Annotated in this window: 21 protein-coding genes; 7 read left to right on the top strand and 14 right to left on the bottom strand. The window is 73.2% G+C overall.

What is annotated here, in order from left to right; translation table 11 throughout:
• Positions 1 to 128: 128 nt before the first annotated feature.
• The 8 genes from KBX26_RS29660 to KBX26_RS29625 all read right to left on the bottom strand — a co-directional run bounded on the left by KBX26_RS29660 (position 129) and on the right by KBX26_RS29625 (position 9,689).
• Positions 129 to 887: a class I SAM-dependent methyltransferase gene (locus tag KBX26_RS29660; RefSeq protein WP_210866912.1), complete on the bottom strand. Its 759-nt coding sequence runs from the start codon at positions 885 to 887 to the stop codon at positions 129 to 131.
• A gap of 69 nt (positions 888 to 956) precedes the next feature.
• A complete protein-coding gene (locus tag KBX26_RS29655) occupies positions 957 to 1,151 on the bottom strand; it encodes a helix-hairpin-helix domain-containing protein (RefSeq protein WP_030332711.1) in 195 nt (64 codons plus the stop codon).
• A 232-nt stretch (positions 1,152 to 1,383) separates the two neighbouring features.
• Complete coding sequence (locus tag KBX26_RS29650) at positions 1,384 to 1,869, bottom strand: DUF2231 domain-containing protein (protein ID WP_030332709.1); 486 nt, start codon at positions 1,867 to 1,869, stop codon at positions 1,384 to 1,386.
• A gap of 578 nt (positions 1,870 to 2,447) precedes the next feature.
• Complete coding sequence (locus KBX26_RS29645) at positions 2,448 to 3,188, bottom strand: GAF and ANTAR domain-containing protein (protein ID WP_210866911.1); 741 nt, start codon at positions 3,186 to 3,188, stop codon at positions 2,448 to 2,450.
• Positions 3,189 to 3,369: 181 nt separating this feature from the next.
• A complete protein-coding gene (gene secA2, locus KBX26_RS29640; protein WP_210866910.1) occupies positions 3,370 to 5,661 on the bottom strand; it encodes an accessory Sec system translocase SecA2 in 2,292 nt (763 codons plus the stop codon).
• A 75-nt stretch (positions 5,662 to 5,736) separates the two neighbouring features.
• Positions 5,737 to 7,542 carry an ABC transporter ATP-binding protein gene (locus KBX26_RS29635; RefSeq protein WP_247681211.1) on the bottom strand — a complete coding sequence of 602 codons (1,806 nt, stop codon included), beginning with the start codon at positions 7,540 to 7,542 and terminating at the stop codon, positions 5,737 to 5,739.
• Positions 7,543 to 7,597: 55 nt separating this feature from the next.
• Positions 7,598 to 8,686, bottom strand: coding sequence for a zinc-binding alcohol dehydrogenase (locus KBX26_RS29630; RefSeq protein WP_030332703.1), 1,089 nt, complete (start codon positions 8,684 to 8,686; stop codon positions 7,598 to 7,600).
• Positions 8,679 to 9,689: a Gfo/Idh/MocA family protein gene (locus KBX26_RS29625; protein WP_030332702.1), complete on the bottom strand. Its 1,011-nt coding sequence runs from the start codon at positions 9,687 to 9,689 to the stop codon at positions 8,679 to 8,681. The genes KBX26_RS29630 and KBX26_RS29625 overlap by 8 nt, the downstream gene beginning before the upstream one ends.
• Positions 9,690 to 9,916: 227 nt before the next feature.
• Between KBX26_RS29625 and KBX26_RS29620 the strand changes: the two genes are divergently transcribed.
• The 5 genes from KBX26_RS29620 (at position 9,917) to ctaD (ending at position 15,576) form a co-directional block, all read left to right on the top strand.
• Positions 9,917 to 10,900 carry a glucosyl-3-phosphoglycerate synthase gene (locus KBX26_RS29620; RefSeq protein ID WP_307857937.1) on the top strand — a complete coding sequence of 328 codons (984 nt, stop codon included), beginning with the start codon at positions 9,917 to 9,919 and terminating at the stop codon, positions 10,898 to 10,900.
• Positions 10,901 to 10,923: 23 nt separating this feature from the next.
• Complete coding sequence (locus KBX26_RS29615) at positions 10,924 to 12,063, top strand: glycosyltransferase (protein ID WP_210866916.1); 1,140 nt, start codon at positions 10,924 to 10,926, stop codon at positions 12,061 to 12,063.
• A 100-nt stretch (positions 12,064 to 12,163) separates the two neighbouring features.
• On the top strand, positions 12,164 to 12,622 hold the full coding sequence (locus KBX26_RS29610; protein ID WP_374224343.1) for a DUF4383 domain-containing protein: 459 nt from the start codon (positions 12,164 to 12,166) through the stop codon (positions 12,620 to 12,622).
• Positions 12,623 to 12,730: 108 nt separating this feature from the next.
• The gene (locus KBX26_RS29605) at positions 12,731 to 13,459 is read left to right on the top strand and encodes an ATP-binding protein (protein WP_210866909.1); all 729 of its coding nucleotides are present in this window, start codon (positions 12,731 to 12,733) and stop codon (positions 13,457 to 13,459) included.
• 125 nt (positions 13,460 to 13,584) lie between these two features.
• A complete protein-coding gene (gene ctaD, locus KBX26_RS29600) occupies positions 13,585 to 15,576 on the top strand; it encodes a cytochrome c oxidase subunit I (RefSeq protein ID WP_210866908.1) in 1,992 nt (663 codons plus the stop codon).
• Positions 15,577 to 15,672: 96 nt separating this feature from the next.
• Here ctaD and KBX26_RS29595 read toward each other — a convergent pair whose 3' ends face one another.
• Together KBX26_RS29595 and KBX26_RS29590 are read right to left on the bottom strand one after the other, a co-directional pair.
• Positions 15,673 to 16,815, bottom strand: a complete 1,143-nt coding sequence (locus tag KBX26_RS29595) for a SigB/SigF/SigG family RNA polymerase sigma factor (protein WP_030332689.1) — start codon at positions 16,813 to 16,815, stop codon at positions 15,673 to 15,675.
• Positions 16,816 to 17,037: 222 nt separating this feature from the next.
• Complete coding sequence (locus KBX26_RS29590) at positions 17,038 to 18,480, bottom strand: hypothetical protein (protein WP_374224342.1); 1,443 nt, start codon at positions 18,478 to 18,480, stop codon at positions 17,038 to 17,040.
• Between the two features lie 145 nt (positions 18,481 to 18,625).
• Here KBX26_RS29590 and KBX26_RS29585 point away from each other — a divergent pair, with 145 nt between their 5' ends.
• Positions 18,626 to 18,856, top strand: coding sequence for a CDGSH iron-sulfur domain-containing protein (locus KBX26_RS29585; RefSeq protein ID WP_030332684.1), 231 nt, complete (start codon positions 18,626 to 18,628; stop codon positions 18,854 to 18,856).
• A 176-nt stretch (positions 18,857 to 19,032) separates the two neighbouring features.
• Here KBX26_RS29585 and KBX26_RS29580 read toward each other — a convergent pair whose 3' ends face one another.
• From KBX26_RS29580 to KBX26_RS29570, 3 genes are read right to left on the bottom strand one after another with little or no spacing between them, the layout of a single operon-like run.
• Complete coding sequence (locus tag KBX26_RS29580; RefSeq protein ID WP_210866907.1) at positions 19,033 to 20,130, bottom strand: iron-containing redox enzyme family protein; 1,098 nt, start codon at positions 20,128 to 20,130, stop codon at positions 19,033 to 19,035.
• A 49-nt stretch (positions 20,131 to 20,179) separates the two neighbouring features.
• On the bottom strand, positions 20,180 to 21,934 hold the full coding sequence (locus KBX26_RS29575) for a thiamine pyrophosphate-binding protein (protein WP_210866906.1): 1,755 nt from the start codon (positions 21,932 to 21,934) through the stop codon (positions 20,180 to 20,182).
• Positions 21,927 to 23,051 carry a Vms1/Ankzf1 family peptidyl-tRNA hydrolase gene (locus tag KBX26_RS29570; protein WP_030332679.1) on the bottom strand — a complete coding sequence of 375 codons (1,125 nt, stop codon included), beginning with the start codon at positions 23,049 to 23,051 and terminating at the stop codon, positions 21,927 to 21,929. Before KBX26_RS29570 ends, KBX26_RS29575 begins: the two co-directional genes overlap by 8 nt.
• 142 nt (positions 23,052 to 23,193) lie before the next feature.
• On the opposite strand from KBX26_RS29570, the gene KBX26_RS29565 reads away from it, so the two are divergent.
• Positions 23,194 to 23,742 (top strand): hypothetical protein, encoded by a 549-nt coding sequence (locus KBX26_RS29565; RefSeq protein WP_030332677.1) that lies wholly within the window; start codon positions 23,194 to 23,196, stop codon positions 23,740 to 23,742.
• Between the two features lie 34 nt (positions 23,743 to 23,776).
• Here KBX26_RS29565 and KBX26_RS29560 read toward each other — a convergent pair whose 3' ends face one another.
• Positions 23,777 to 24,115, bottom strand: a complete 339-nt coding sequence (locus KBX26_RS29560) for a DUF3817 domain-containing protein (RefSeq protein ID WP_030332675.1) — start codon at positions 24,113 to 24,115, stop codon at positions 23,777 to 23,779.
• Positions 24,116 to 24,207 lie beyond the last annotated feature (92 nt).

Below are 24,207 nucleotides of genomic sequence, written 5' to 3'. Positions count from 1 at the left end.
CCCCACTCCCACCCCCACTCCCACTCCCACCCCCACTCCCGCCGATCTTGCAGTTTCGGTGGTCGGTCTGTCCGGGTGGGCGGCTTTTGCGGCGACCGAAAGTGCAAGATCGGCGCATGTCCAGGGGGTCAGGTGCGGGTGGCCTCGATGAGGAAACGGTGGGCGTGGGCGACGAAGGGGCCCTCGTCGACGATGCGGCGGTGCAGGTCGCCCAGCGGTGCGCGGTAGCGCTCGACAGTGAACCCGGGCACCGTCCAGATCACCTTGCGCAGGAACCAGACCACCGCGCCGATGTCGGCGAAGGTCGCCCGCAGGGTGGCCCGACGCAGGTCGACCACCCGCAGGCCAGCGGCTTCGGCAGCGGCGGCCGCCTGCTCGGGGTGGCGCTGCGCCGGCGGCGGCAACGGCCCGAGCATCGCCTCACTCAACTCCCGCATGGTGCCGGCCCCGATCTGCTGCGACAGGAACGTCCCGCCCGGCCGCAGCACCCGGGCCGTCTGCACCCAGTCGGTACGCACCGGATGCCGACTGACCACCAGGTCGAACGAGGCGTCGCGAAACGGCAGGGGCCCGTCCGGCGCGACAGCCACCACCGACGCACCGATCCGACGCAGGGTCCGTCGGGCGACCTCGACGTTCGGCGGCCACGCCTCGGTCGCCGTCAGCAGCCTCGGTCGACGCGGCACCTCGGCGAGCACCTCCCCGCCGCCGGTGTCCACGTCCAGTGCCGCATCGGCGGACGCCATCCGGTCGGCGACGAGCCGCGCGTACCCCCATTGTGGACGTTCCTCGGTGGCCCGGCCGGCCAGCCAACCGAATCCCCAACCATCGACGGGCGCCGCGGCGGCCTCCGCTATCAGGTCCTCGGCGTCACGCTCGACAGTCATGGCGGTCAGCCTCGCGGCCGGTCACCCGGGCGGCAACCCATTTGCCGCCGGCTGAGCGGCGGCGGCGCCTCAGCCGAGACCGAGCCTGTGCTCTTCGAGGGCGGACTGCAGGATGTCGAGCGCCTTCGGGCCCATGCCGTGCAGCCTGGCCAGATCCGCCCGGGGGACGCCCGCGAGCTGACGCAACGCGGTGTAGCCGGCGCCGTGCAGGGCCCGGGTGGCCGGCGCACCGATCTTCGGCAGCGTGTCCAGCGAGGAGGTCATCCGCGGATGGTAGACCGCAAACCGCCCGGATGCTCGACCCCGGTGCGGGCGACTCGACGCCGTGCGGATGACCAGACGTCGGGCGGGTGACCAGACGCCGTGCGGGCGACTCGACGCCGTGCGGGTGACCAGACGTCGTGCGGGTGACCAGACGTCGTGCGGGTGACTCGACGCCCGTGCGGGTGACCAGGGGCCCGGCTCACGCGCCCGGCGGTCCCGGCGGGCGGGTCGGTCAGGGGCGGGCGATCTCGCCGGTGGAGCCGGCGAGCGCGTCCAGGCCGCCAGCCTCGACACGGCCGCTGTCGAACTGACGCATCAGCCGGGCGCCCAGGTGCACGCCGACCCCGCCGACGGCCAACGCGACCAGCTCGGTGACCAGGATCGCGACCGACGCTCCGCGCTGCGGGGAATGTGACCGGACCAGGCAGGTGAGCAGGAACATGGCGGCCATCACCGCGTTCACCAAATTGAAGGCGACTGCGGTGCGGCGGGTACGGTCACCCGGAACGTCCCACAGGTCGACCATGCCGGCCACGGCGGTCAGCGCGGCAGCGACGAGCGCGGCAATGCCCGTCCAGTAGCCGACCTCGCCGAAGAACGCGGGCCCGCCGACGACGTCGGTGAGATCGAAGACGGTGGCACTGACGAACAGCCCGAGCGGGAACGTCACCAGCATCGGTTGGATCGGATGCCCCTGCACCCGCAGCCGGCTCTGCATCGGTCCTCCCCCGGGTCGGCGCAGCTCACCTGACCAGAGTGCTACCCGGGGTCGGTCGAGACGAAACGAAACGGTCCGACTCGTCGCTGACCGGACGAACGGACACCACCCGCCCTGATCCACTCGCGTTTCAGGAAACCGCGCCATCCGGGCGGCCGGGACACCCCGACATCAGGAGTGATCCACTCGGGTTTCAGAAAACCGCGCCGTCCCACCGACCCGGACACCCCGACTTCAAGAAACGCGAGTCGATCAAGCGGGGACCGCGGGGACGCCGGGACGCCGGGACGCCGGGACGCCGGGACGCCAGGACGCGGGGACCGCGCGGAACGCCAAGACCGCGCCGAACGCCAGGACGCGGGGACCGCGGGGACGCGGGGACCGCGGGGACGCGGGGACCGCGGGGACGCGGGGACCGCGGGGACGCGGGGACCGCGGGGACCGCGGGGACGCGGGGACCGCGGGGACGCGGGGACCGCGGGGACCGCGGGGACGCGGGGACCGCGGGGACGCGGGGACCGCGGGGACCGCGGGGACGCCGGAATGCGGGGACCGCGCGGGACGCCGGGCCGGGGTGGTCAGGTGTCGCGTGAGCGGGAGACTGTCCGGACCAGCCGTTCGGCCACCTCGCGCAGCGGTATGTCCAGTGACGACGCGGCGGTCCGCAGCACGTCGAGGGCCTCGGCCGGCGGGCAACCGCGCTGCGTCATGATCACGCCGACGGCCTGGCCGACCACTCCGTCCTGCAGGAGCGAGGCGTCCCGAACACCTGCGAGGGTGAGCTGCCGGCTGCGGTCGCGGACGGCGGCGAGCAGCAGTCCGGCGTGTTCGGCGAGCAGCATCGCGGTCAGCTGGTGTTGCGGGGTCAACAGGTCCGGCGCGGCGGCGTACAGGTTGATCGCGCCGATCACCTGGTCGTCGATGTCGACCGGCGCGGAGATCACCCCGCGTACGCCGAGGTCGCGGGCGCGCGTCGTCCAGGCCGGCCAGCGGGGCTCACCGTCCAGGTCGGCGGCGAGGATCATCTCGCGGCGACGGATCGCGCTCATCGCCGGCGAGTCCGGACCGTGTCGCAGGTCGTCGAGCCCGGCCAGCCCTTCGTCGGAGGCGGCCCCCCCGGCCGGCTCGCCGGCCCGCAGCGCGGTGAACCCGCACCAGCGCACCCCGGCGACGGCGTCCCGGGTGACCCGGACCAGGGCCAGCAGAGCCTCATCAAAGTCGGTCAGGGCGATCAGCCCGGCGGTCAGCTCCCGTAACAGCGCGGCCGCTTCCAGGACGCCGAGTGTCTGCACCACCGGTTCCCGCGTGTCGAGGTTCACCGGTGTGCAGCCTCCGTGCCGTTTCGCGCCTGCCCGGCACGCATCGTCACCTGTGTCATCGTCTGCTCTCTCCCGACTCGACCGACCAGCCCTACTACCCTCGGAAACCCGGGTCGAAACGGCGTAAATCGGGGCCCCTGTCGCGCCGGAAGGCGCGACAGGGGCCCCGACGTCCGGTAACTCAGCGCGAGGTGCCGCTGAGCCGCCGCCCGATCGACGCGATCAGGCGGTCGAGCTCGGATCCGAACGGGTTGTCGTGCACCAGGTACGTCCACGTGGCGGTGGGCCGGACCAGGGTGCCGTCGTCGGGCTGCCAATCCTCATCGAATTCGGTCTCGTTGAAGGTGGCGATGGTGCGGGCCTCGATCTCCGGGATCAGGTCGTTGAACGCGGGCACCGCGGCCCGGTGGAACTCGTCCAGCGGGTCGAGCCGGCCCAGGGCGCGCAGGTGCACGCCCTCACGGACCTCCGACAGCTCGGCCAGGTGCTCGGCCCAGAGCCGGTCCAGGTGGTAGAGCGCGATCGACCGCGCGGCACGGGCGAGCAGGTCCTCGTCCATCTCGCCGGCCTTCTCGGGCTCCTTCTCCAGCAGCATCACCGCTGCCACGTCGCTGGTCAGCAATCGCTCCCGGCGCGCGGCGAGGGCCTTGCGCTGCTGCTCGATCACCACGCTGTAGCGCCAGGTGTTGCGGTGGATCTCGTGGTTGACGCCCTCGGCGACCCGCTGGGCGTGCTCCACCGCGTAGTCGACCTGGTCGTCGGTCACCAGGCCGTCGGCGTTCATCCGCGGCGAGGCCGGCACCGAGTCGGCGGCGTGCCGGACCACGAGGTCGTCCTCCAGGCTGACGAAGAAGACCGAGCCACCGGGGTCGCCCTGCCGGCCGGCCCGGCCGCGCAGCTGGTCGTCCACCCGGCGGCTGTCGTGCCGGCCGCTGCCGATCACGTAGAGCCCGCCCAGCTCGGCGACCCGCTCCCTGTCGCCCTGGTCGCTGCCGCCGAGCCGGATGTCGACGCCCCGGCCGGCCATCTGGGTGGAAACGGTGACCGCGCCGTACGCGCCGGCCTCGGCGATGATCGCCGCCTCCTCGTCGTCGTTCTTGGCGTTCAGCACGACGCAGGGCACGCCGGCAGCGTTCAGCCCGGCGGCCAGCCCTTCGGACTCCTTGACGTCCAGGGTGCCGACCAGCACCGGCCGTCCCTTGGCGTGCGCGCGCTGGATCTCGTCGACGAGCGCCTCGTCCTTCTCGGCCCGGGTGGCGTAGATGCGGTCCGGCTCGTCCTCGCGGATGCACGGGGTGTTCGGCGGGATCACCGCGACCTCGAGGTTGAAGAACTCCCGCAGCTGGTCGCCGACGTGCACGGCGGTGGCGGTCATCCCGCACACCTTCGGGTAGAGCGCGATGTACGCCTGCATGGCGATGGTGCCAAGCACCTCACCCTCGGCGGTGGCGTCCAGCCCCTCCTTGGCCTCGACAGCGGCCTGGAGGCCGTCCGGCCAGCGGCGGCGCTGGGCCACCCGGCCGCGCATCTCGTCGACCAGCTCGACGGTGCCGTCCCGGACGATGTAGTCCACGTCGCGGTGCAGCAGGGCGTGGGCGTGCAGCGCCACGTTGACAGCGGAGAGCTGCGCGACGTGCTCCTCGTCGTACAGGTCGATGCCGAGCTTGGCCTCGATGGCGGCCAGGCCGGCGGAGGTGAACGCCACGCTCCGCCCGTCCTCGGCGACCGTGTAGTGCTTGCCCTTGCGCAGGCCACGGACCAGTGCGGCGGCGGCGTGCACCGGGTCCTGCTCGCCCGGCACCGCGCCGGCCAGGACCATCGGCACCCGGGCCTCATCGATCATGATCGAGTCGGCCTCGTCGACGATGGCGGTGCTCAGCGCGGGCTGCACCCGGTCTTCCACGTCGGTGGCCAGCTGGTCGCGCAGGTAGTCGAAGCCCGCCTCGCTGACCGAGACGTAGGTGACGTCGCAGGCGTACGCGTCGCGCCGCTCCTGCGGGGTGGACGCCTCGTTGACCCAGCCGACGGTGAGGCCGAGCAGGGTGTAGACCGGCTCCATCCACTGGGCGTCGCGGCGGGCCAGGTAGTCGTTGATGGTGAGCACGTGCACCGGCCCGTTGCCGAGCCGGACGTGCCCGTACGCGGCGATCGTGGCGGTCAGTGTCTTGCCCTCACCGGTGGCCATTTCGGCGACCTTGCCGGAGAGCAGCGACATCGCGCCCAGCAGCTGCACGTCGTACGGCCGCTGGTCGAGGCCACGGCGGGCGGCCTCGCGGCCGACGGCGCAGATCTCCTCGTAGTCGGCGGCGGCACCCGCGGCCTGGGTCAGCTCGGCGTCGTCGAGCGCGGCGAGCTCAGCCTCGCGCGCCTCGATCGCCGGGAGCAGTTTCTCCAGCGGAGCAAGATCCACGGTCGAGCCGGGGCGCTGGAGGAACCGCCGGAACTTGCTCTTGAACCGTTGAGACACACCCATGAGCGGCAACGGTACGCGATTCGGGGCACCGTGTGCGGCCCGGCCGCCCGGCAAGTCGGCGGCACCGGGACGGAGTCAGCCGACCAGCAGCTGGTGGCTGGCGAGCTCCCGGTACAGCGGGTCGGTGGCGGTCAGTTCGGCGTGGGTGCCGACGGCCACCACCCGGCCACCGTCGAGGACGACGATCTGGTCGGCGTCGACCACCGTGGCGAGCCGGTGCGCCACGATCAACAGCGTCCGGCGGACGGCCACCGCGTCGATGGCGCGGCGCAGCGCGACCTCGTTGCGGGAGTCGAGGTTGCTGGTCGGCTCGTCCAGCAGCAGCACCGGCGGGCCGGCGAGCAGCGCGCGGGCGATGGCCAGTCGCTGCCGTTCACCCCCGGAGAGCAGGACGCCGCCCTCCCCCACCTGCACGCCGAGGCCCTGCGGGGTGCGCTGCGCCAGGTGTCCCAGGTTGACAGCGTCGAGGACCTCGCGCAGCCGGTCGTCGGAGGCGTCCGGGGTGGTGATCAGCAGGTTCTCCCGCAGCGTGCCGGCCAGCACGGGGGCCTCCTGCTCGACGTAGCCGAGCCGGGCCCGCAGCGCGTCGCGGGGCAGGTCCCGCACGTCGGTGCCGTCGAGTCGGATCGCGCCGGCGCTGACCTCGTAGAACCGCTCGACCAGGGCCAGCAGTGTGGACTTCCCGGCGCCGGAGGGGCCGACCAGGGCGGTCCGGGTGCCGGCGGGCACCGCGAAGGTGACCTCGTGCAGCACCGTCTCGCCACCCGGGTAGCCGAAACCCACCCGGTCGAACTCGATCATCGGGGTCGTGCGGCGCGGGGTCGCCGTCGCGGTGGCGGGCGCCGGCCGGTCGTCCGCGCCCTCGGCGGGCACGGCGAGGATCTCCTCGATCCGCTGCAGGGCGCCCAGGCCGGACTGCAACTGGGTGTACGCCCGCAGCACCTGGCCCAGCGGCAGGGCCAGCAGGAACAGGTACATGACGAACGCGACCAGGTCACCGACGGAGATCGCCCCGGCGGCGACCCGCGCCCCTCCGATGCCGAGCACCAGCAGGAAGGCGCCCTGCACGGTGACCGAGCCGATCGGGCCGACCAGCGCCTGCACCCGGGCCACCCGCAGCCCCGCCGTGTACGCCTCCCGGGCGCTGCCGGTGACGGTCTGCGTCTCCCGGGCCTCGGCGCGGCTGGCCCGGATGGTCCGCGCCGCCGAGATGGCCCGTTCCACCGCCGAGGTCATCTCACCGATCCGCTCCTGGGCGGTCCGGGCCAGCGCCCGGACCCGACGGGCGAAGGTGGCGGCGAAGGCCAGCCCCAGCGCCACCCCGAGCAGGGTGACGCCGAACAGCAGCGGGTCGAGCAGCACCATGGCCGTGCCGGCGCCGACCACCGTCACCGCCCCGGTGACCGTCTCGAAGAGACCGGAGGTGACGACGGCGCGCAGCAGTGTGGTGTCCGAGCCGACCCGGGAGAGCAGGTCGCCGGTGCGCCGGCGGTCGTACTCGGCGATGGGCAGCCGCAGCAGGTGACCGGCCAGCCGGCGCCGGGTGCCCAGCACCAGCCCTTCGGCGGTGCGTTGCAGCAGGTAGTCGCGCAGCCCGCCGATCGCCGCGCCGAGCACCACGAGGGCCACCAGCACCGCCACCAGCTCGGACACCCCCTGCTCGGCGCCGATCCGGTCGAGCACGGACCGGGTGAGCAGCGGCTGCGCCAACGACGCCGCCGAGCCGACCAGCGACAGGACGCCCACCACGACCAGGGTGCCGCGGTGCTCCCGCAGGTACGGCAGCAGCGCGCCCAGGCCGACCGGCCGGCCCGCGGCGGCCCCGCCGCCCGGCCGGTCTGTCGCGGTGCCGCCGGCCGGCCGGTGCGTCGAGGTGCTCATGCCGGGAACGGTAGTCCGCCGTGTCACCAGGGCGGGCGCGCTCCGGCCCGGCGGGTCAGGTGGCGAGCACCACCTGCAGTTCCTGGCGGCGACGGTCGGCCAGGTCGGTGAGGAGGGCGGGGGCCTCGTCGAACGGCACCACCGCCGAGACGAGGTGCTTGCGGATCGTGTCGCCGTACGCCCGGAGCAGGTCGATGGTCTCGGCGGAGAGCCGTTCGCGGTCCCAGGTGGGTGCGAGCCCGCGCGGCACCCGGCCGATCTGGGCGCAGCGCAACGACAACCCGTTGTGGTGGAACTCCTCACCGAGGCGGACCGCGTCCGCGCCGCCCTGGTAGAAGGCGAGGTCGATGACGGTGCCCTGGGGGCGCAGCAGGCGCAGGGCGAGGTGCAACGCCCACGCCTGCCCCCGGCACTGGAACACCACGTCGGCGCCCCGGTCGCCGGCGGTGTGCGCCCAGCGGGTCTTGAGCACGACCGCCGGGTCGTCCGCGTCCGGGTCGAGGGTTTCCAGGCCGAGCGCCTCGGCGACCTGCCGGCGGTGCGGGGTCGGGTCGAGCACCACCACCGACGCGGCCCCGTTTCGCCGGGCGAACAACGCCGTCAGCAACGCCACGACACCGGCGCCGATGACGGCGACCCGTCGGCCGCGTACCCCGTCGCCGAGCGCCCGGACGTCGGTGCCGTGCAGGTCGGCGGCGGCGTGCAGCAGCCCGTTGGCGCAGATCGGGCCCATGTGCGCGACGTACACGCCGAGCAGTGGGTCCAGGTCGTCGGGCAGCGCCACGAACCGTTCGGCGACCGGGTCGGCCAGCCACCCGGTGCGGTGCCCGTACGTCATGGCACCGACAGTGCCCACCGCGACGGCCGGCGTTTCGCTCTCCACCACCCGGCCGACCTGCATGTACCCCAGTCGCGTCACCGGGTAGGGGGTGCTGGCCGGGCCCGGCTGGAACAGCCCCAGGTCGGCGTTCCAGGTGACGTTCAGGTAGGGGTTCGTGCCCTTGACGTAGCTCAGCTCGGTGCCGGCGGAGACACCGCTGAACAGCGTCTCGACCCGGAACGTGCCGGGACGCAGCGGCGCGGCGTCCTGGTCGACCAGATCGACCTGGCCGGGACCGGTGACCACCACGACCTTGTCACGCATCGACGGTCACCCCGCTGGCGAGCACCGCCGGCGCGGTCGCGGTGGCGAGCCGCACGGTCGTGCCGGTACGGGCCGAGTCGGCCACCGCGAGGGCCAGACGTTGGGTCGCGAGGGCCTCGGCGTACGGGACGCGCACGTCGTCGCCGATGCCGCGGACGGCGTCGACGAAGGCGCGGTCCACCGCCACCCGGGCGGCTTCCGGGTCGGCGGGGAGGTGTCGTTCGCCGTCGGCGTCGCGGATCGACAGCCCGTCCTCGGTGATCGCGAGGGCCAACCCGTCGGCGAGGATCTCCAGGCCGGCGCGGTGCTTCCAGCCGAGGACGCAGGCGGCGCTGAGCGTGCCGACCGCACCGTCGGTGAAGCGCAGTGCGGCGGTGGTCACCGAGTCGATGTCGGCGCCGTCGACCGGCGGCGGTGTGCCGTTGCCGTACGCGGTGACCTCGGTGACCTCGCCGGCCAGCACGCGGATCAGGTCGAGCACGTGGGCGGCCTGCTCGACCACCGGGCCGCCGGAGCGGTCCCGCCGCGACCACCACGCCACCGGGGGCACCTTGTCCAGCCAGGTGCCGCTGACCATCCGCACCGGGCGGTCGGCGAGCAGGTCGCGGGCCTGGTCGAGCACGCTCAGGTAGCGCCAGTGGTGGCCGACGGCGGTGCGCAGTCCGCGCCGCGCGACCAGGTCGGCGATCCGCTCGGCGGTGTCCAGGTCGACAGCGACGGGCTTCTCCACGAACATCGGCACCCCGGCCTCGATGATCGCCTCCTCGGCGGGGCCGTGCGCGAACGGGGGCACGCAGACGTACACGGCGTCCAGGCCGGTGGCCAGCAGTTCGCCGACGTCGGCGCGGGCCCGCCCGCCGTGCTGGGCGGCCAGCGCGGACGCGGCCTCCGGTGCGACGTCGGTGACGCCGACCAGTTCGACGTCGTCGAACCCGGCCAGCACCCGTGCGTGGCGCTGTGCCACGCCGCCGGCTCCGACCAGACCCACCCGGCATTTCCGCATCCCGACACCCCTTCGAAGACTTTTCAGCTGCGCTGGGAGCAGTCCCCTGGGGTGTGCGCAATCAAACGTTCATCCCCCGGGAACGCACTGACGTCCCCTCTGTGATCAAGCTGTTGCCAGGAAAGCGGTTAGCGCGTGATGCGGAATGGGAACAACCAAATTCGGTTTTTCCACGCACGAATGGAGGGGTGCCCGTGCGGGATACGACATCGAGCGTGTCACCGGTGGTGGAGGCGTGGGCCACGTACCGGACGACGTCGGCTGCGGACTGGCCGACCCGTCGGCTGATGCGCGCCAAGGGTGAGACCCGGGTCAGCGTGGTGCTGCCGGCGCGCAACGAGGAGGCCACCGTCGGCGCGATCGTGTCGACGATCCGCGAACACCTGATGGATCGGGTCGCGCTGGTCGACGAGCTGATCGTGGTGGATTCCCGATCGACGGACCGGACCGCTCAGGTGGCCCGCGCCGCCGGCGCGGAGGTGGTCAGCCAGGATGCGATGACCCGCGGGTTGCCCCGGCTCACCGGCAAGGGCGACGCGCTCTGGGCCGGGCTGGCCGCCGCCGAGGGGGACGTGGTGGCGTTCATCGACGCCGACCTGCGGGAGTTCCGGCCGCACTTCGTCAGTGGGCTGCTCGGCCCGCTGCTGACCGACCCGTCGGTCGACTTCGTGAAGGGCTTCTACCACCGGCCCCTGGTGGGCACCGCCAGCGTGGAACAGGACGGTGGGGGCCGGGTGACCGAGTTGATGGCCCGTCCGCTGCTCAACCTCTTCTGGCCGGAGCTGGCCGGTTTCGTGCAGCCGCTGGCCGGCGAGTACGCGGGTCGCCGCGACGTGCTGGCCCAGGTGCCGTTCGTCTCCGGGTACGGGGTGGAGACGGCCATGATGATCGACCTGCTCGATCTGGTCGGCCTGGACGCGCTGGCGCAGGTCGATCTCGGTGAGCGCAAGCACCGGCACCAGGACACCGCCGCCCTGGGTCGGATGTCCGCGCAGATCATGTTGACCGCCTGGTCGCGGTTGCAACGGCGTGGGTGGGCCACCCCCGGGTTGGCGCCGGAGGCGTTGCTGACCCAGTTCCGTCGTGGCGGTTCGGACACCCTGCCGAACCTGGACCGCGAGATCGTGGTCAGCGACGTTTCCATCGAGGAACGCCCGCCGTTGGCCGAACTGCGTCACCGGGTTCCCCGTCGCCGGGTGGCCGCCGCGTGAGCGCGCAGAGCCTCACCGTGCTGATGAACGCCGGTCCGTGGCTGTCGGTGCCACCGCCCGGCTACGGCGGCATCGAGAACGTGATCGCCACCCTGGTGCCGGAGCTGCGGCGACTGGGCGTACGGGTGGTGCTCGCCTCGGTGGGCAGCAGCACGCTGCCGGTCGACGAGCAGGTCTCGGTCTTCGCCGACGGGCAGTTCGCCGCCTTGCAACGGCCGTACAACCAGGTCTGTGGGATCGCCCAGGCGCACCTGGCCGGGGTGGTCCGTGAGCTGCACTCCCGCGACGACATCGACCTGGTGCACGATCATGTCGAGGCGGTCGGGCTGGCCACCCTCGCCGCGATGGGGCCGGCGGGGCCGCCGACCCTGCACACCCTGCACTGGGACCTGGCCAAGCACCCGGCGCTCTACGGCAGCCTGGACGGCGGCGACCGGGTCCGGGTCAACGGCGTCTCCGCGTCGCAGCTGGCTCGCGCCCCGCTGGCGCTGCGGGAGCACTCGGTGGGGCACGTGCACCTGTCCACCCCGCTGGCGGTCGACGCCGACCGGCGACCCCGGCCGGAGAAGGGCGAGCACCTGCTCATCCTGGGTCGGATCAACCCGGGCAAGGGGCAGGACGTGGGTGCCCGGCTCGCGCACCGGGTCGGTCTTCCGCTGGTGCTGGCCGGCCCGGTCGGGCCGTACCATCGGCCGGCCGATCTGGCCGCGGCGGGCGACGAGGCCCGGCAGAACCCGGACGTGCGGTTCTTCCTCGACGAGGTGGCCCCGCACGTCGACGGTGACCTGGTCCGCTGGGTCGGCACCGTGGCTGGCCAGGAGCGCGACGACCTGCTGGCCAGCGCCCGCGCGTCGCTGTTCCCGCTGCGGTGGGAGGAGCCGGGCGGCACGGCTGTCGTCGAGTCGCTCGCCCTGGGGACACCGGTGGTGGCGACGGCCCGGGGTTGCCTGCCGGAGCTGATCGAGCACGGTCGCACCGGGCTGCTCACCACCGACGAGGAGGAGTTGGGCGATCTTCTGCTCGCCGCCGAGTTGCTCGACCCGGACGAGTGCCGGCGGGTGGCCGCGCAGCGCTTCACGCCCGCGGTGATGGCGCAGCGCTACGTCGAGCTGTACGAGCGGGTCCGGCAGTCGGCGCGCGCGCCGCGGTTGCTGCCGGCCTGACCGACGGCGGCAACCACGGCGCGCGCGGCCAGCCGGTTTGTCGGTAGCGGCAGCGGGTAGCCCGCAGCGCTCATGCCCGCCGTGCGACGAGGAGCCGGGAATGGTCGGACCGATGGCGCACTCCCGGGCCCGGGCCAACCCGGCGGACGGTAAACCGCCGGTCCGGCGCGCGGCGGCGACGGTGGCGGTGCTGTTCCTGCTGCTCGGCGCGCTCGGCTTCGTGCCGGGGATCACCAGCGGCATGGACGCGCTGCGCTTCGCCGGCCACGCTTCGGGCGCGTACCTGTTCGGTGTCTTCCAGGTGTCGGTGCTGCACAACCTGGTGCACCTGGCGTTCGGGGTGGCGGGTCTGCTGCTGGCGCGGACGGTCACCGGCGCGCGGGCGTTCCTGGTCGGCGGCGGCGCGGTGCTCCTGGTGCTGTGGCTCTACGGGCTGGTGGTGGACCAGGACACCGGGGCGAACGTGCTACCGGTCAACGACGCCGACGGCTGGCTGCACCTGGGCCTCGGCGTGGTCATGATCGCATCGGGTGCGCTGACCGGCCGGTCGCGTCGCTGACCGGGGTTGCGGCGGGTGACCTGTCTCGCCTCCGCCGTCGGTCCGGTTTGACCGGGAACGGCGTCGGGTAGTTGGCAGATCCCGACCCAGCAGCGAATTGAGGCGCCGATGTCGAGCGGGATCACCTGCGAGGTGCGCACCACGGCACCGGTGGCGGTCGTCCGGCTCACCGGCCCGCTGCACCTCGGCACGATGCGTACGGTGCATCAGATGCTCAGCGACGCGCTCGTCGACCAGCCGGAGGCGCTGGTGGTCGACATGGCCGGGGTGACCGTCGAGGACCGGCTGGCGCTGTCGGTGTTCGCCGCGACCGCCCGGCGGGCCGAGGAGTGGCCGGCCGTGCCGGTGCTGCTCTGCGCCCCGTCGCCGGTGGCGGCGCGGTGGCTGGCCGAGTCGAGCACCTGCCGGGTGCTCCCGGTGTCCGCGGACTGCGCGGAGGCGACCCGGTTGGCCGACGCGTCGTCCGCGCCGCGGATGCGGGCCCGGCTGGAGCCGGTGGCCGAGGCCTGCCGGCGGGCCCGGGAGTTGGTCACCGACGCGTGCACGCGGTGGAACCTGCCCGACGCGTCCGGCCCGGCCGCGTTGGTGCTCAGCGAGCTGGTCGGCAACGTGGTCCGGCACGCCGGCACGCCCATGCAGGTGACGGTGACCCTGCGCCGACCGTACCTGCACCTGGCGGTGGTGGACGGCAGCAGCGCCCAGGCGCGGGCGGGCGGCACGGACCTGCGCGCCGAGGGCGGACGCGGGCTGATGCTGGTCCGGGAGCTGGCCCAGCGGTGGGGCAGCGTGCCGGCCGGCCAGGGCAAGGCCGTCTGGGCGATGCTGCCGGCGACCTGACGGTTCGAGGCGCTTGCGCCCGGTACCAGCGTTCTGACCGAATTTACCGCTCTGGCCTGGTTACATGGTGCGAGGGTCGGGTAGGCACGCCCGTCCTTTCTGCCGTCACGACGGGGTGAGCAGCCATGCCCAAGCGGGTAACCACGGAACCCGGTCGCGATCGGGGCCCGGCGATCCTGGCACCGGCCCGGTTCGGAGGGTTCCCGGGGCCGGTACGGACACCGATCCCCGGCAACACCTTGATCAAGTTCCTGGCCACCACCGACCACAAGCAGATCGGCCTGCTGTATCTGCTGACCTCCTTCGGCTTCTACATACTGGCCGGCCTGGAGGCGATGATGATGCGGGCCGAGCTGGCCCGCCCGGGGATGCAGTTCCTCTCCCCCGAGCAGTACAACCAGCTCTTCACCTCGCACGGCGCGGTGATGCTGCTGCTGTTCGCCACGCCCGCGGCCTTCGGGTTCGGCAACTACATCGTGCCGATCCAGATCGGCGCGCCGGACGTGTCGTTCCCCCGCCTCAACGCGCTGGCCTACTGGTTGTACCTGTTCGGCGGGCTGATGGTGATCGGCGGGCTGATCACACCGCAGGGCTCGGCCGACTTCGGCTGGACCGCCTACACCCCGCTGAGCAGCGTCGAGAACTCCCCCGGGGTGGGCGCGAACATGTGGGTGCTCGGCCTGGTCGTCTCCGGGCTCGGCACCATCCTCGGCGCGGTCAACCTGATCACCACGATCCTCACCCTGCGCGCGCCCGGCATGACCATGTTCCGGATGCCGCTGTTCACCTGGAACATGCTGTTCACCAGCCTGCTGGTGATCCTCGTCTTCCCGCTGCTGGCCGCCGCGTTGCTGGCGCTCTCCGCCGACCGGTTGCTCAACGCGCACGTGTACGACGCGGCCACCGGCGGCCCGATGCTCTGGCAGCACCTGTTCTGGTTCTTCGGCCATCCCGAGGTCTACATCATCGCGTTGCCGTTCTTCGGCATCATCACCGAGATCATTCCGGTGTTCTCCCGCAAGCCGCTGTTCGGCTACACCGGGATCGTGCTGGCCACCGTCGCCATCACCGTGCTGTCGATGACGGTGTGGGCGCACCACATGTTCGCCACCGGTCAGGTGCTGCTGCCGTTCTTCAGCATCCTGAGCTACCTGATCGCGGTGCCGACCGGTGTGAAGTTCTTCAACTGGATCGGCACGATGTGGAAGGGGCAACTCACCTTCGAGACGCCGATGCTGTTCGCCATCGGCTTCCTGGTCACCTTCCTGCTCGGCGGGCTCACCGGCGTCCTGCTGGCCAGCCCGCCGGTGGACTGGCACACCCACGACAGCTACTTCGTGGTGGCGCACTTCCACTACGTGGTGTTCGGCACCGTGGTCTTCGCCCTCTTCGGCGGCTACTACTTCTGGTGGCCGAAGATGACCGGGCGGCTGCTCGACGAGCGGCTCGGCAAGGCGCATTTCTGGACCATGTTCATCGGCTTCCACGGCACCTTCCTGGTGCACCACTGGCTGGGCAACGAGGGCATGCCCCGCCGGTACGCCGACTACCTGCCCACCGACGGTTTCACCACCCTGAACACGATCTCCACCGTCTTTGCGTTCATCCTCGGCCTGTCCACCCTCTTCTTCATCTACAACGCCTGGAAGTCCTGGCGGTACGGGGCGATGGTGACGGTGGACGACCCGTGGGGCTTCGGCAACTCCCTGGAGTGGGCCACCAGTTGCCCGCCTCCGCTGCGCAACTTCGACCGGATGCCCCGGATCCGCTCCGAGCGCCCCGCCTTCGACCTGAAGTACGGTCCGCTTGTCGCCGATCTCGGCCGCGACCTGCCGCAACGCACCACGAAACCGCCGCAGCAGTTCAGCGACGAACTGCGGTTGGAACACCACGTCCCGGAGTCGCCGGCCGCCGAGGGCGCGCACGGCGCCCGCGAAGCGGCCGACTACCAGCCGGCGCCGCGCTCCGGCGCGCGGCCGGTGGACGTGCCGGAGCCCGAGGGCGTCCGCCGGCCGAGCTTCGAGCAGAGCGACCCGCCGCAGGACGCCGAGGACGCGCCGAAGCCGCACGAGCGCTGGCGGCACCCGCACAGCGACGGCAACCCCGAAGAGCACTGACCGGGGGTACGCGAGCAGCGGGGCCGACACCCAGCCGGGTGTCGGCCCTGCGCCTGTGCGGGTACCTCGTGCGTGCGGTGCGGGTACGTGGTGCGGTCAGTCCCGGGCCGGTGCCAGTCCGGCGGCGGTGAGCGAACGGCGTACCGCGGGCTGGACCCGGGTCAGCCGCAGCGGCACCCCGGTCCGCTCCGCGGCCTCCCGCCCGGCCATCAGCGCGGCGATCCCACCGGCGTCGAAGCCGCCCGCGCCGACCAGGTCGACGACCACCTCGCTGGGTTGACCGGTGACCGCCTCCAGCATGGCCCGACGCAACTGGTCCGCGCCGTCGCGGTCGATCTCGCCGCCCACCTCGACGACCACCGAGTCGCCGTTCTGCTTGACCGAGATCCGGGTCTTGCCCGGGTCGGGTTCGGCGGCGCCGTTCTGCCACGGCGGCGGCGCGTCGGCGAGCATCGCCTGGCGCAGCCAGGTGAGCGCCCGCGACAGCAGCCGGGACACGTGCATCTGCGAGATGCCGAACCGGGCGGCGATCTCCGCCTGGGTCTGGTTGCCGTAGAAACGCATCGCGAGGATCCGCCGTTCCCGCCAGGGCAGTCGGTGCAGCAGGCCGCTCACCGTCACCCGGTCGTCGACCGACTCCAACGCGTTGTCCGACTCGCCGACCAGGTCGCCGAACTCGGCGGAGCTCTCCCCACCCACCGGGGCGTTGAGGGAGGCCGGGCTGTAGCCGGCCGCCGACTCCAGGGCGGCGAGGATCTCCTCCTCCGGGGTCTCCAGCCGGGCCGACAGCTCGGCCACCGACGGGGCCCGGGACAGCTCACTGGTGAGCGCGGCGGTGGCCTGCCCCACCTCGAGGATCAGGTCCCGCAGCCGGCGGGGCACGTGCACGCCCCAGGTCCGGTCCCGGAAGTGCCGTTTGATCTCGCCCACGATGGTGATCGCGGCGTACGCGGTGAACGAGCCCCGTTCCGGGTCATAGCGGTCGACGGCGTTGACCAGCCCCAGCCGGGCCACCTGCTCCAGGTCTTCCAGCGGCTCTCCGCGCCCCCGGTAGCGGCGGGCCAACCGCCCGGCGAACGGCAGCGCGAAGCGCACCAGGTCGTCCCGAGCCTCCCCCCGCCGCTCCGGCGGCAGCCCGGCGATCCGGGCCGCGTACGCCATCGCCGCCGCGTCGAGATCCTCCAGACCTCGATCGGTGGGTGGTGGTGTGGTCGTGGTCGTGCTCGTCTGTCCGAACATCCGCGCCTCCCTCAGGAAGGTCCCCCGCCCGGATCGGGAAACCGGTCGTGCGCGTGGTCGAGCCACGCACCGGGCCGGAAAGTGGGTCAGTGACTGGGATGCCAGCGGGCGACACCGCCTCTACGCAGCGCAATTAGGCCGTCGCAGCCAGCGATGTTCCCGCTCCGTAGGTACTCAATCACGGGACCCCGGGTTCGCGAGGATGTTTCGGCGTCCTCCGTCTCAGGAGACCAACAACCCCTGGTGGCCGCCGCTGTCGCGGAGCACTGCCAACGCCTCGGCGACCCCCAGAGGGGGCGGCGCGGGCAGGTCGTACGGCTGGGCCCGCAGCACCTCGGTGGCCCGGCGGGTGGGCACCGAGGTGACCGGGTAGCCCCGGGCGGTGGTGCGGTCCAGCGCCCGACGCCGCCGGCCGAACCCGGCGACGGCCAGCCACTGCGGCAGCCCGGCCAGCGCGGGCGAGCGCACCCCGGGCGGCTCGGGCAGCACGTCCACCGAGCTGAACGCCTCGCTGCCGGCCAACCACCACTCGGCCTCGTCGACACTGCGGCGGGTGGCGTTCTCGCACCAGTACGGCACCAGCCCCGCCCGCACCACCTGCCACGGGTCGAGCAGCCGGCCGCATTCCACCACCAACCGGTCACCGGTCTTGCCGGCGCGCCGCAGCCACCGCCGGTACAGGTCGGCCACGCCCGCGCTCAGCGCCGCCGGCCGGGGCACCAGCACCCGGTGCAGCGGGTGCTGGTGCTGGGCGGTCCAGTCCCGCGCGGCCAGCTCGAAGCCCGGGTCGACGCCGTGCTCGGCGTCCGCCGACGGTACGGACACCTCCGGTGGCTCCCACCGGGTCGCGTCGCCGCCGACGGAGCGCAGCACCTGCCGCAGGGCGTGGCTGTCCGGGTGGAAGTCCACCGGGTCCAGTCCGCTGCCCGGGCAGCCGACCTGGAAGCTGTGCCCCGGGGCGCGCTCCAGCGCCGGCCAGGTGCGCGCGTCGCGGACGAGCAGCACCGGCGCACCCGGCATCAGCCGGTCGGCCAGAAACGTCGCGTACGCGGCCGGTAGGGCCCGCCACGCGGCGGTCAGCGACACGGTCGCCCCGGTCAGCGCGCCACGGCTGGCCGGGCAGTGCACCTGACGCAGGTGCAGGTCGGCGTTGCCGGCGAGCAACCGGGTGGCGAGTGCCGCGCCGTGCTCCGCGGCGTCCGCCGGACGGTCCACCCCACCCTCGGACCAGTGCACCGTCATTTCGAATCCCGCGGGCAGCCACGGCACGCCGAGAGCCACCGCGAGGTGGGCCACCGCGCCGTGCGGGGAGCCGATCAGCACCCCGGGGTAGCGCCGCCGGGGGTACTGGTCGACGAACCAACGGGCCACCCGGGCGGCGTCCACCTCGTCGGTCTGGGCCACTGTCAGCGCGACCCGGCCGGCGGCGCGGGTGGCGGCCGCGCGGCGTACCGGCTCGGGGGCGCCGGGGAAGCGCGACGTCGGCCCGGTGTGCCCGAGGTCGGCGCAGTCGACCCCGCGCAGCGCCCGCGCGGTGGCGGCGACCAGCACCCGGGCGCTACTGCCCGCTGCCACGACCCGGTCGCCGGCGAGACCGGCGCCATCGGCCGTGAGCCCCTTGCGCACCTTGTGCACCGGCCCCACCTTGCCTCGTTCGCTCACCACGCGGCCCGGCTTCCCGTCCCGATGGGGTTCAAACGGGGCATCACCCACCCGGCGGCACATTCCGCTGGTCAGCGGGGTGCCCCGGTCATCACCGGCGTTCGGTCGCGCGGGTTTCGGCAGGGTCAGGGCGGGCACTTCCGGGGCCATGCACACCGACGACACCAGCGAGCCCGCCGCCGCCACGATCACCCCGTACGAGGACGGACCGCTGCTGGTCCGTGGCGACTTCGCGCTGGTCACCCCGGACGGCGAACGCATCGACGCGCGGCGGGGCACGGTGGCGTTGTGCCGGTGCGGCAAGTCGGCGCTCAAGCCGTTCTGCGACGGCACCCACAAGGCGATCAACTTCCGGGCGGGCACCACCCGCGAGCGCTGACCCAGGTCGTCGGGTCACGCCGCGCAGGCGCACGGTCGGGCCACACCAGAGTCACGCCGCCTTTGCTCTGCACCCGCCCACGCGCCAGTTACGCAGCGTGCGTGGTGCGCAGGCGGGTGCAGAGCAAAGGACGGATTCCGCGCGGCAGGCCCCACCCCGACAGCCGGCGGTGTGGATCAGACGAGCGCGGGCGGAGACGGCGGGGCCACCGCGGGCAACGCGACGAGCGACACCGTGGGCGGCAGGTCCGGCGGGGCTGGTGTCCGCAGCGAGCTACGGCCGTCGGCCCAGCTGTCCAGCAGGTGCGCGGCGAACAGCCGGTCCACCGCGAGCCCGGCCGCCGCGCCGAAGAGCACGTCGCCGGCGAGGGCCGGCTCCACGGCGACCAGGCCGCCGCACATGTCGTGCGCGGCGATCTGCTCGTGCACCGCGTCGGCCTCGACGTGCTCGTCGTAGAAGCGGGTGGCCACCTCGTCGAAGCCGAGCCGGCGCAGCCCGTTGCCGTAGCGGCGGTTGGGCAGCGAGGAGGTCATCTCGAACGCGGCCAGGTGCCCGAGCAGCGCGCCGCGCAACCGTCGGTGCAGCCCGAACAGCGACATCAGGTTGTTGGTCGCCAACGTCACCGCCGGCACCACGTCGACGTGGGCGCCGTAACCGGTGTCCAGGCCCAGCCGGTCGAGGGTGCGCCGGAACAGCTCGGCGTGCATCCGGTCCAGCCGCCCGTTGCCGTACTCGTCGGTCTGGATCTCCACGAGCGCGGCCTTGGCGGGACCGCCGAGGCGGGGCAGCGCCCAGCTGTGCGGGTCCGCTTCGCGCAGGTGGTACACGGAGCGGTGGGCGACGAACTCGCGGAACTGGGCGAGGTCGGCGCGTCGTTGCAGCCGCGAGGCGAGCGCCGGTCCGTCGTCGGCCGCGACCAGCTCGGCCAGGCCGGCCGCCACCCCGGCGGCAGGCACCGACGGCGCCCCGACCAGCCGGCGCAGCGCCGCCTCGAAGACGCGTTCGCAGCGGGCCCGCAACGCCAGCAGTGTCGGCTGCCACTCCCACGACTCGTCCACCCCGAGCCAACCCCGGTAGTGCAGCTCGTAGCAGAGGAACAGCGTCAGCTGAAGGTCCTCGTCGACGATCGGGTCCGCCGGGTCGAGGCCGACGCCGAGATCGGTCGGCAGGTCGTGCGGCGGACGCCGCAGCGCCTCGATGACCGCCGTGGAGAGCGGACCCCGCGCCCTCGGCAGGGTCGCGGGACCGTAGCGGCGGTCGGCGGGTACGGACATCGAACCTCCAGCGTCGTCGGGCCGCTACTGATGCCCTGGTCCAGGGTCGCTAAACGAGATCATCCGCGGTCACCGTGACCTCCACCTGCTCGCGGACCTTCCGGGCCGCGGCGCCTTCGGCGTACAGGCCGCGCAGGTCGGCGAACGCCGGCTCCGGCGGCGCCAGCGACACCGCCGGGTCGACGACCGCCTCCAGTACGCAGGGGCGGTCCGCGGCGAGGGCCTCGTCCCAGGCCGCGCCGACCAGCTCCGGGCGGTCCACCCGCACCCCGTGCAGCCCCAGCAGCCGGGCCCAGCCGGCGTACGGCACGTCGGGCCGGCGGTGCGTCGGGTCGGACGACGGCTCCCGCCCGCCACCCATCCCGTTCTGGTCCCGGTTGTTGAGCACCAGCACCACCAGCCGGGGGTCGCTCCACCGCTGCCAGAGGTGCGACACGGTGATCAGCTCGGCGAGCCCGTTGAGCTGCATCGCCCCGTCGCCGACCAGCGCGACCACCGGCTGGTCCGGGGCGGCGAGCTTGGCCGCCACCGCGTACGGCAGCGCGCAGCCCATCGACCCGAGGGTGCCGCACAGCTGCGCGTTGACCCCGGGTGGCAGGGTGAGGTGCCGGGCGTACCAGTAGAGGACCGAGCCGACGTCGACAGCCACCGCGCCGGTGCCGGGCAGCCGGGCGGACAACTCCTGCAGGACGAGCTGCGGGTTGACCGGATCCGCGGCGGCGGCGGCCCGCTCGGCGGCGACCTCCCGCCACCGGTCCACCGAACTCTCCACGGTGGCCCGCCACTGCTGCTCGGGCCGACCGCGCACCCGGCTCAGCAGCGCCCGTAGGGTCTCGGCGGCGTCACCGACCAGCGGCACGTCGGCCGGGTACCGGGTGCCGATCCGGCGGCCGTCGATGTCGATCTGCACCGTGCGCGCCTGTTCCGGCATCGGGAAGTAGTCGGTCCACGGGTCGTTGGTGCCGACCATCAGCAGGGTGTCGCAGCCACCCATCAGCTCGGCCGCCGCCGGTGTGCCGACCTCGCCGAGCACCCCGGTGTGAAACGGCAACCGCTCGTCGAGCACCGGCTTGCCCAGCAGTGAGGTGGCCACCCCGGCGCCGAGCCGGTCGGCCATCTCGATGATCTCGGCGGCGGCGTCCCGACCACCCTGGCCCACCAGGATCGCGGTCCGCTGGCCGCCGCTGAGCAGCTGCGCGGCGGCGTCCAGGTCCGCCTCGTGCGGCAGCACCCGGGCCAGCGGCTCGCCGGGGGTCGCCGTGATCACCCCGGCGCTGTACGACTGGAGGTCGGGCACCAGCGCCTCCTGCAACTGCCGGGGCAGCACCACGCAGGTCGGGCTGCGGGTCGCCGCCGCCGTCCGGAACGCCTGGTCCAGGAGCGCCCCCACCTCCTCGGGGCGACGACCGTACCGGACGAACTGGTTGCACACGTCAGCGAAGAGCCGACTCAGCCCGATCTCCTGGTGCGCCCCGCCGAGCGGCCCGGAGATGTCCTCACCGACGATGGCCACCACCGGCTTGCTGTCCAGCTTGGCGTCGTAGAGGCCGTTGAGCAGCTGGACGGCGCTGGGCCCCTGGGTGGCGAGGCAGACCCCGATGCCGCCGGTGAACTTGGCGTGCCCGGTGGCCATGAACGAGGCGGTCTCCTCGTGCCGGGCCGGGATGAACGCCGGCTCCCCGCCGGTGCGGTCCAGCGCGTCGACCAGCGGGGCGATCGCCTCCCCCGGGTACCCGAAGGCGCGGGGCACCCGCCAGGCCAGAAGCCGCTCGACCACCACGTCGGCCACCGAGCGGTCAACCATTGCCGCGCCCCGGTGTGCTGGGATCGACGTAGCGCAGTACCGCGCCCACGCCGTCGGTCAGGTCCGGCGCCTCGTCCGGGCCGAGCACGGTCAGTGCCGCGTCGGTGCCGACGAGCGCCCGGACCAGTGCCGCGTCGGCGCGTACCCGCTGCGGGTCGGCCACCGACATGGCGGCCAGCTGCCCCGGGTCGACGGCGATCTCGGTGGGTTCCGCCCCGATCCACAGCTCACCGTTGGCCGACGGGTCGTCCACGATGAGCATCATGTCCACCTGGTTGCGTTGCAGGGCCGAGACGACCGCGTCGAGGCCGCCGCCGACGTCCTCCTGCACGCCGAACTTGTCCAGCGCGGCGCTGATCCGCTGGTCGGCGATCTCCGCGATGGTCTGCACGGTGAGGTCGTCCAACATCGTCTGGTCGGCGCCGCCGGCCCGGGACCCGGCATCGGTGCGCACCACCAGGTCCTGCCAGCGCTCCGGCATCTGGGCGGCGATCATGCCGGTGGCCCGGACGTCGCCGGCCACCACCACCACGTCCGCGCCGACCCGGTCAGCCAGTTGCACCGTCGCCGCGGTGACGTCGCCGGCGTTCTGGTGCCACGCCTCCATGGCGGCCCGCTGGTAGCGCGACTGGGACCAGCCACCGGGCTTCGCCCGCCGCAGCGGGTACTCGTCCCGGCCGGCGACGTGCGCCCGCCGGGGCACCCCGCCGGCGCTGACCGCCATCGCGTCGGCGCCGACCCGGTCGGCGACCACCCGCACCCAGGCCACCTGCTCGCCGCGCTGGGCGAGCAGCGGCATCACGTGCGGCAGCGGGCCGACGTGGGCCAGGTCGCGCAGTGGTGGCGCGGACAGGTACTCGGAGAGCACCACCCGGCCGTGACTGGCGAAGACGGCCAGGCCGTAGTCCCCGACCATCGGGTCGTGACCTCGGACCACCCGGTCCAGCGCGGCGATGCTCGCCTCGTCCGCCCCCTGTTCGGCCAGGCGGCGTTCCAGGGCACGCCAGCGCAGATCCAGGGCGGGGTGGGCGTCCTCCGTGTCCGCGGAGGCGTCCAGATACACCGAGCACCACGGCCCGGGACGGTCGTAGAGCGGGCGCAGGAAGGACAGCTGCATGCTCGACCCCTTTCCAGCTCGGCCCCCCGCTTACCCGGGTCGTCGGGGATGTCACCTCGCGGCCGTGAGCCCGTGACCAGGTTTCATTCACGTCGTTCAACCGAAGACGTCGATACGATCTGTGAACACACGCGAACTCTCGGTGGTGGAAATGGACAGCGGACTCGATACCCGACGGATCGTGTACCCGACGGAACGGATCGTCACCGGGCGGCTGATCCGCCTGCTCGACGGCTACACCCGGGAGGTACGCATCGGTCAGCCGGTGCTGGTGGCGGTGCTCGCCGCGGCGGCCTTCGCCCGGCTGCCCGCCCTGCTGCTGCGCTCGCTCTTCTCCTTCGGCGGCGGCGGCACCCGACGCCGCTGGAAGGAGCTGAAGCAGGGCCCGGAATACCTGGTCACACCGGTGCGGCTGCGCAACGCCGCCGGTCAGCTCTGCGAGGTGGAGCTGCACGGTCACCTGCCGCAGAGCGCCCTGCACCCGGCGGATCAGGTGCAGCTCACGGTGCGCCCGCAACGCGACCCGGAGCTGCCGCCCCGGATCGAGCGGATCGTCAACCTCACCACCGGGCAGCTGCTGACCCCACGGACCGCGACGCTCTGGTCGCACCTCGGGCCACCGCTGCTGTTGCAGGCGTTGGTGGGCTCGCTGCTGCTGGCCGGCGTGGTGGCCTGCTCCGCGCTGACCTGATCGGTCCCGGCGGACTCGTCCGCCGGTCGGTGGTTCAGCCGACGGGGGCGGGCTCGCGGACCGGCTGCCGGTCGACGCCGAGCATCGCCCGGCGGCGAGCCCAGCGCTCGAAGGCCAGGGTGGCGAACGGCGGCACCGCGCTGGCCAGGGCCACCGCCGTGGCCAGCAGGCTCCACCGGTGCAGCCGGGCCACGGCGAGCACCAGCACGACGTACGCGACGAACAGGCCGCCGTGGATCGGCCCGAAAATCTTGACGCCCAGCTCGTTGTCGGTCGGGCCGTACTTGACCAGCATGCCGACCAGCAGGGCCAGCCAGGAGCAGGCCTCGGCGATCGCCGCCGCGACGAACAGCCGGGTCACCTTCTCGCGCATTCGCACGCCACCACCTCTCGGGCCGCAATGCTATCGGTCGGCTCTGGTCGGGGTGGCGGGGCGGGCGACTGGGTAGGAAAGGACCATCGGGT

This window comes from Micromonospora sp. C97 (assembly GCF_018070385.1).
In the GTDB taxonomy this organism is placed as follows: domain Bacteria; phylum Actinomycetota; class Actinomycetes; order Mycobacteriales; family Micromonosporaceae; genus Micromonospora; species Micromonospora parva.
Note: the sequence above shows the minus strand (reverse complement) of the source record. Positions and strands in the feature narration are given on the sequence as shown.

Bases quoted from the DNA above. Each gene is read 5' to 3' on its own strand.
- KBX26_RS29660 (WP_210866912.1), bottom strand. From the start codon at position 887: ATGACTGTCGAGCGTGACGCCGAGGACCTGATAGCGGAGGCCGCCGCG.
- KBX26_RS29655 (WP_030332711.1), bottom strand. From the start codon at position 1,151: ATGACCTCCTCGCTGGACACGCTGCCGAAGATCGGTGCGCCGGCCACC.
- KBX26_RS29650 (WP_030332709.1), bottom strand. From the start codon at position 1,869: ATGCAGAGCCGGCTGCGGGTGCAGGGGCATCCGATCCAACCGATGCTG.
- secA2 (WP_210866910.1), bottom strand. From the start codon at position 5,661: ATGGGTGTGTCTCAACGGTTCAAGAGCAAGTTCCGGCGGTTCCTCCAG.
- KBX26_RS29635 (WP_247681211.1), bottom strand. From the start codon at position 7,542: ATGAGCACCTCGACGCACCGGCCGGCCGGCGGCACCGCGACAGACCGG.
- KBX26_RS29630 (WP_030332703.1), bottom strand. From the start codon at position 8,686: ATGCGTGACAAGGTCGTGGTGGTCACCGGTCCCGGCCAGGTCGATCTG.
- KBX26_RS29625 (WP_030332702.1), bottom strand. From the start codon at position 9,689: ATGCGGAAATGCCGGGTGGGTCTGGTCGGAGCCGGCGGCGTGGCACAG.
- KBX26_RS29615 (WP_210866916.1), top strand. From the start codon at position 10,924: ATGAACGCCGGTCCGTGGCTGTCGGTGCCACCGCCCGGCTACGGCGGC.
- KBX26_RS29610 (WP_374224343.1), top strand. From the start codon at position 12,164: ATGGTCGGACCGATGGCGCACTCCCGGGCCCGGGCCAACCCGGCGGAC.
- KBX26_RS29605 (WP_210866909.1), top strand. From the start codon at position 12,731: ATGTCGAGCGGGATCACCTGCGAGGTGCGCACCACGGCACCGGTGGCG.
- ctaD (WP_210866908.1), top strand. From the start codon at position 13,585: ATGCCCAAGCGGGTAACCACGGAACCCGGTCGCGATCGGGGCCCGGCG.
- KBX26_RS29595 (WP_030332689.1), bottom strand. From the start codon at position 16,815: ATGTTCGGACAGACGAGCACGACCACGACCACACCACCACCCACCGAT.
- KBX26_RS29585 (WP_030332684.1), top strand. From the start codon at position 18,626: ATGCACACCGACGACACCAGCGAGCCCGCCGCCGCCACGATCACCCCG.
- KBX26_RS29580 (WP_210866907.1), bottom strand. From the start codon at position 20,130: ATGTCCGTACCCGCCGACCGCCGCTACGGTCCCGCGACCCTGCCGAGG.
- KBX26_RS29575 (WP_210866906.1), bottom strand. From the start codon at position 21,934: ATGGTTGACCGCTCGGTGGCCGACGTGGTGGTCGAGCGGCTTCTGGCC.
- KBX26_RS29570 (WP_030332679.1), bottom strand. From the start codon at position 23,051: ATGCAGCTGTCCTTCCTGCGCCCGCTCTACGACCGTCCCGGGCCGTGG.
- KBX26_RS29560 (WP_030332675.1), bottom strand. From the start codon at position 24,115: ATGCGCGAGAAGGTGACCCGGCTGTTCGTCGCGGCGGCGATCGCCGAG.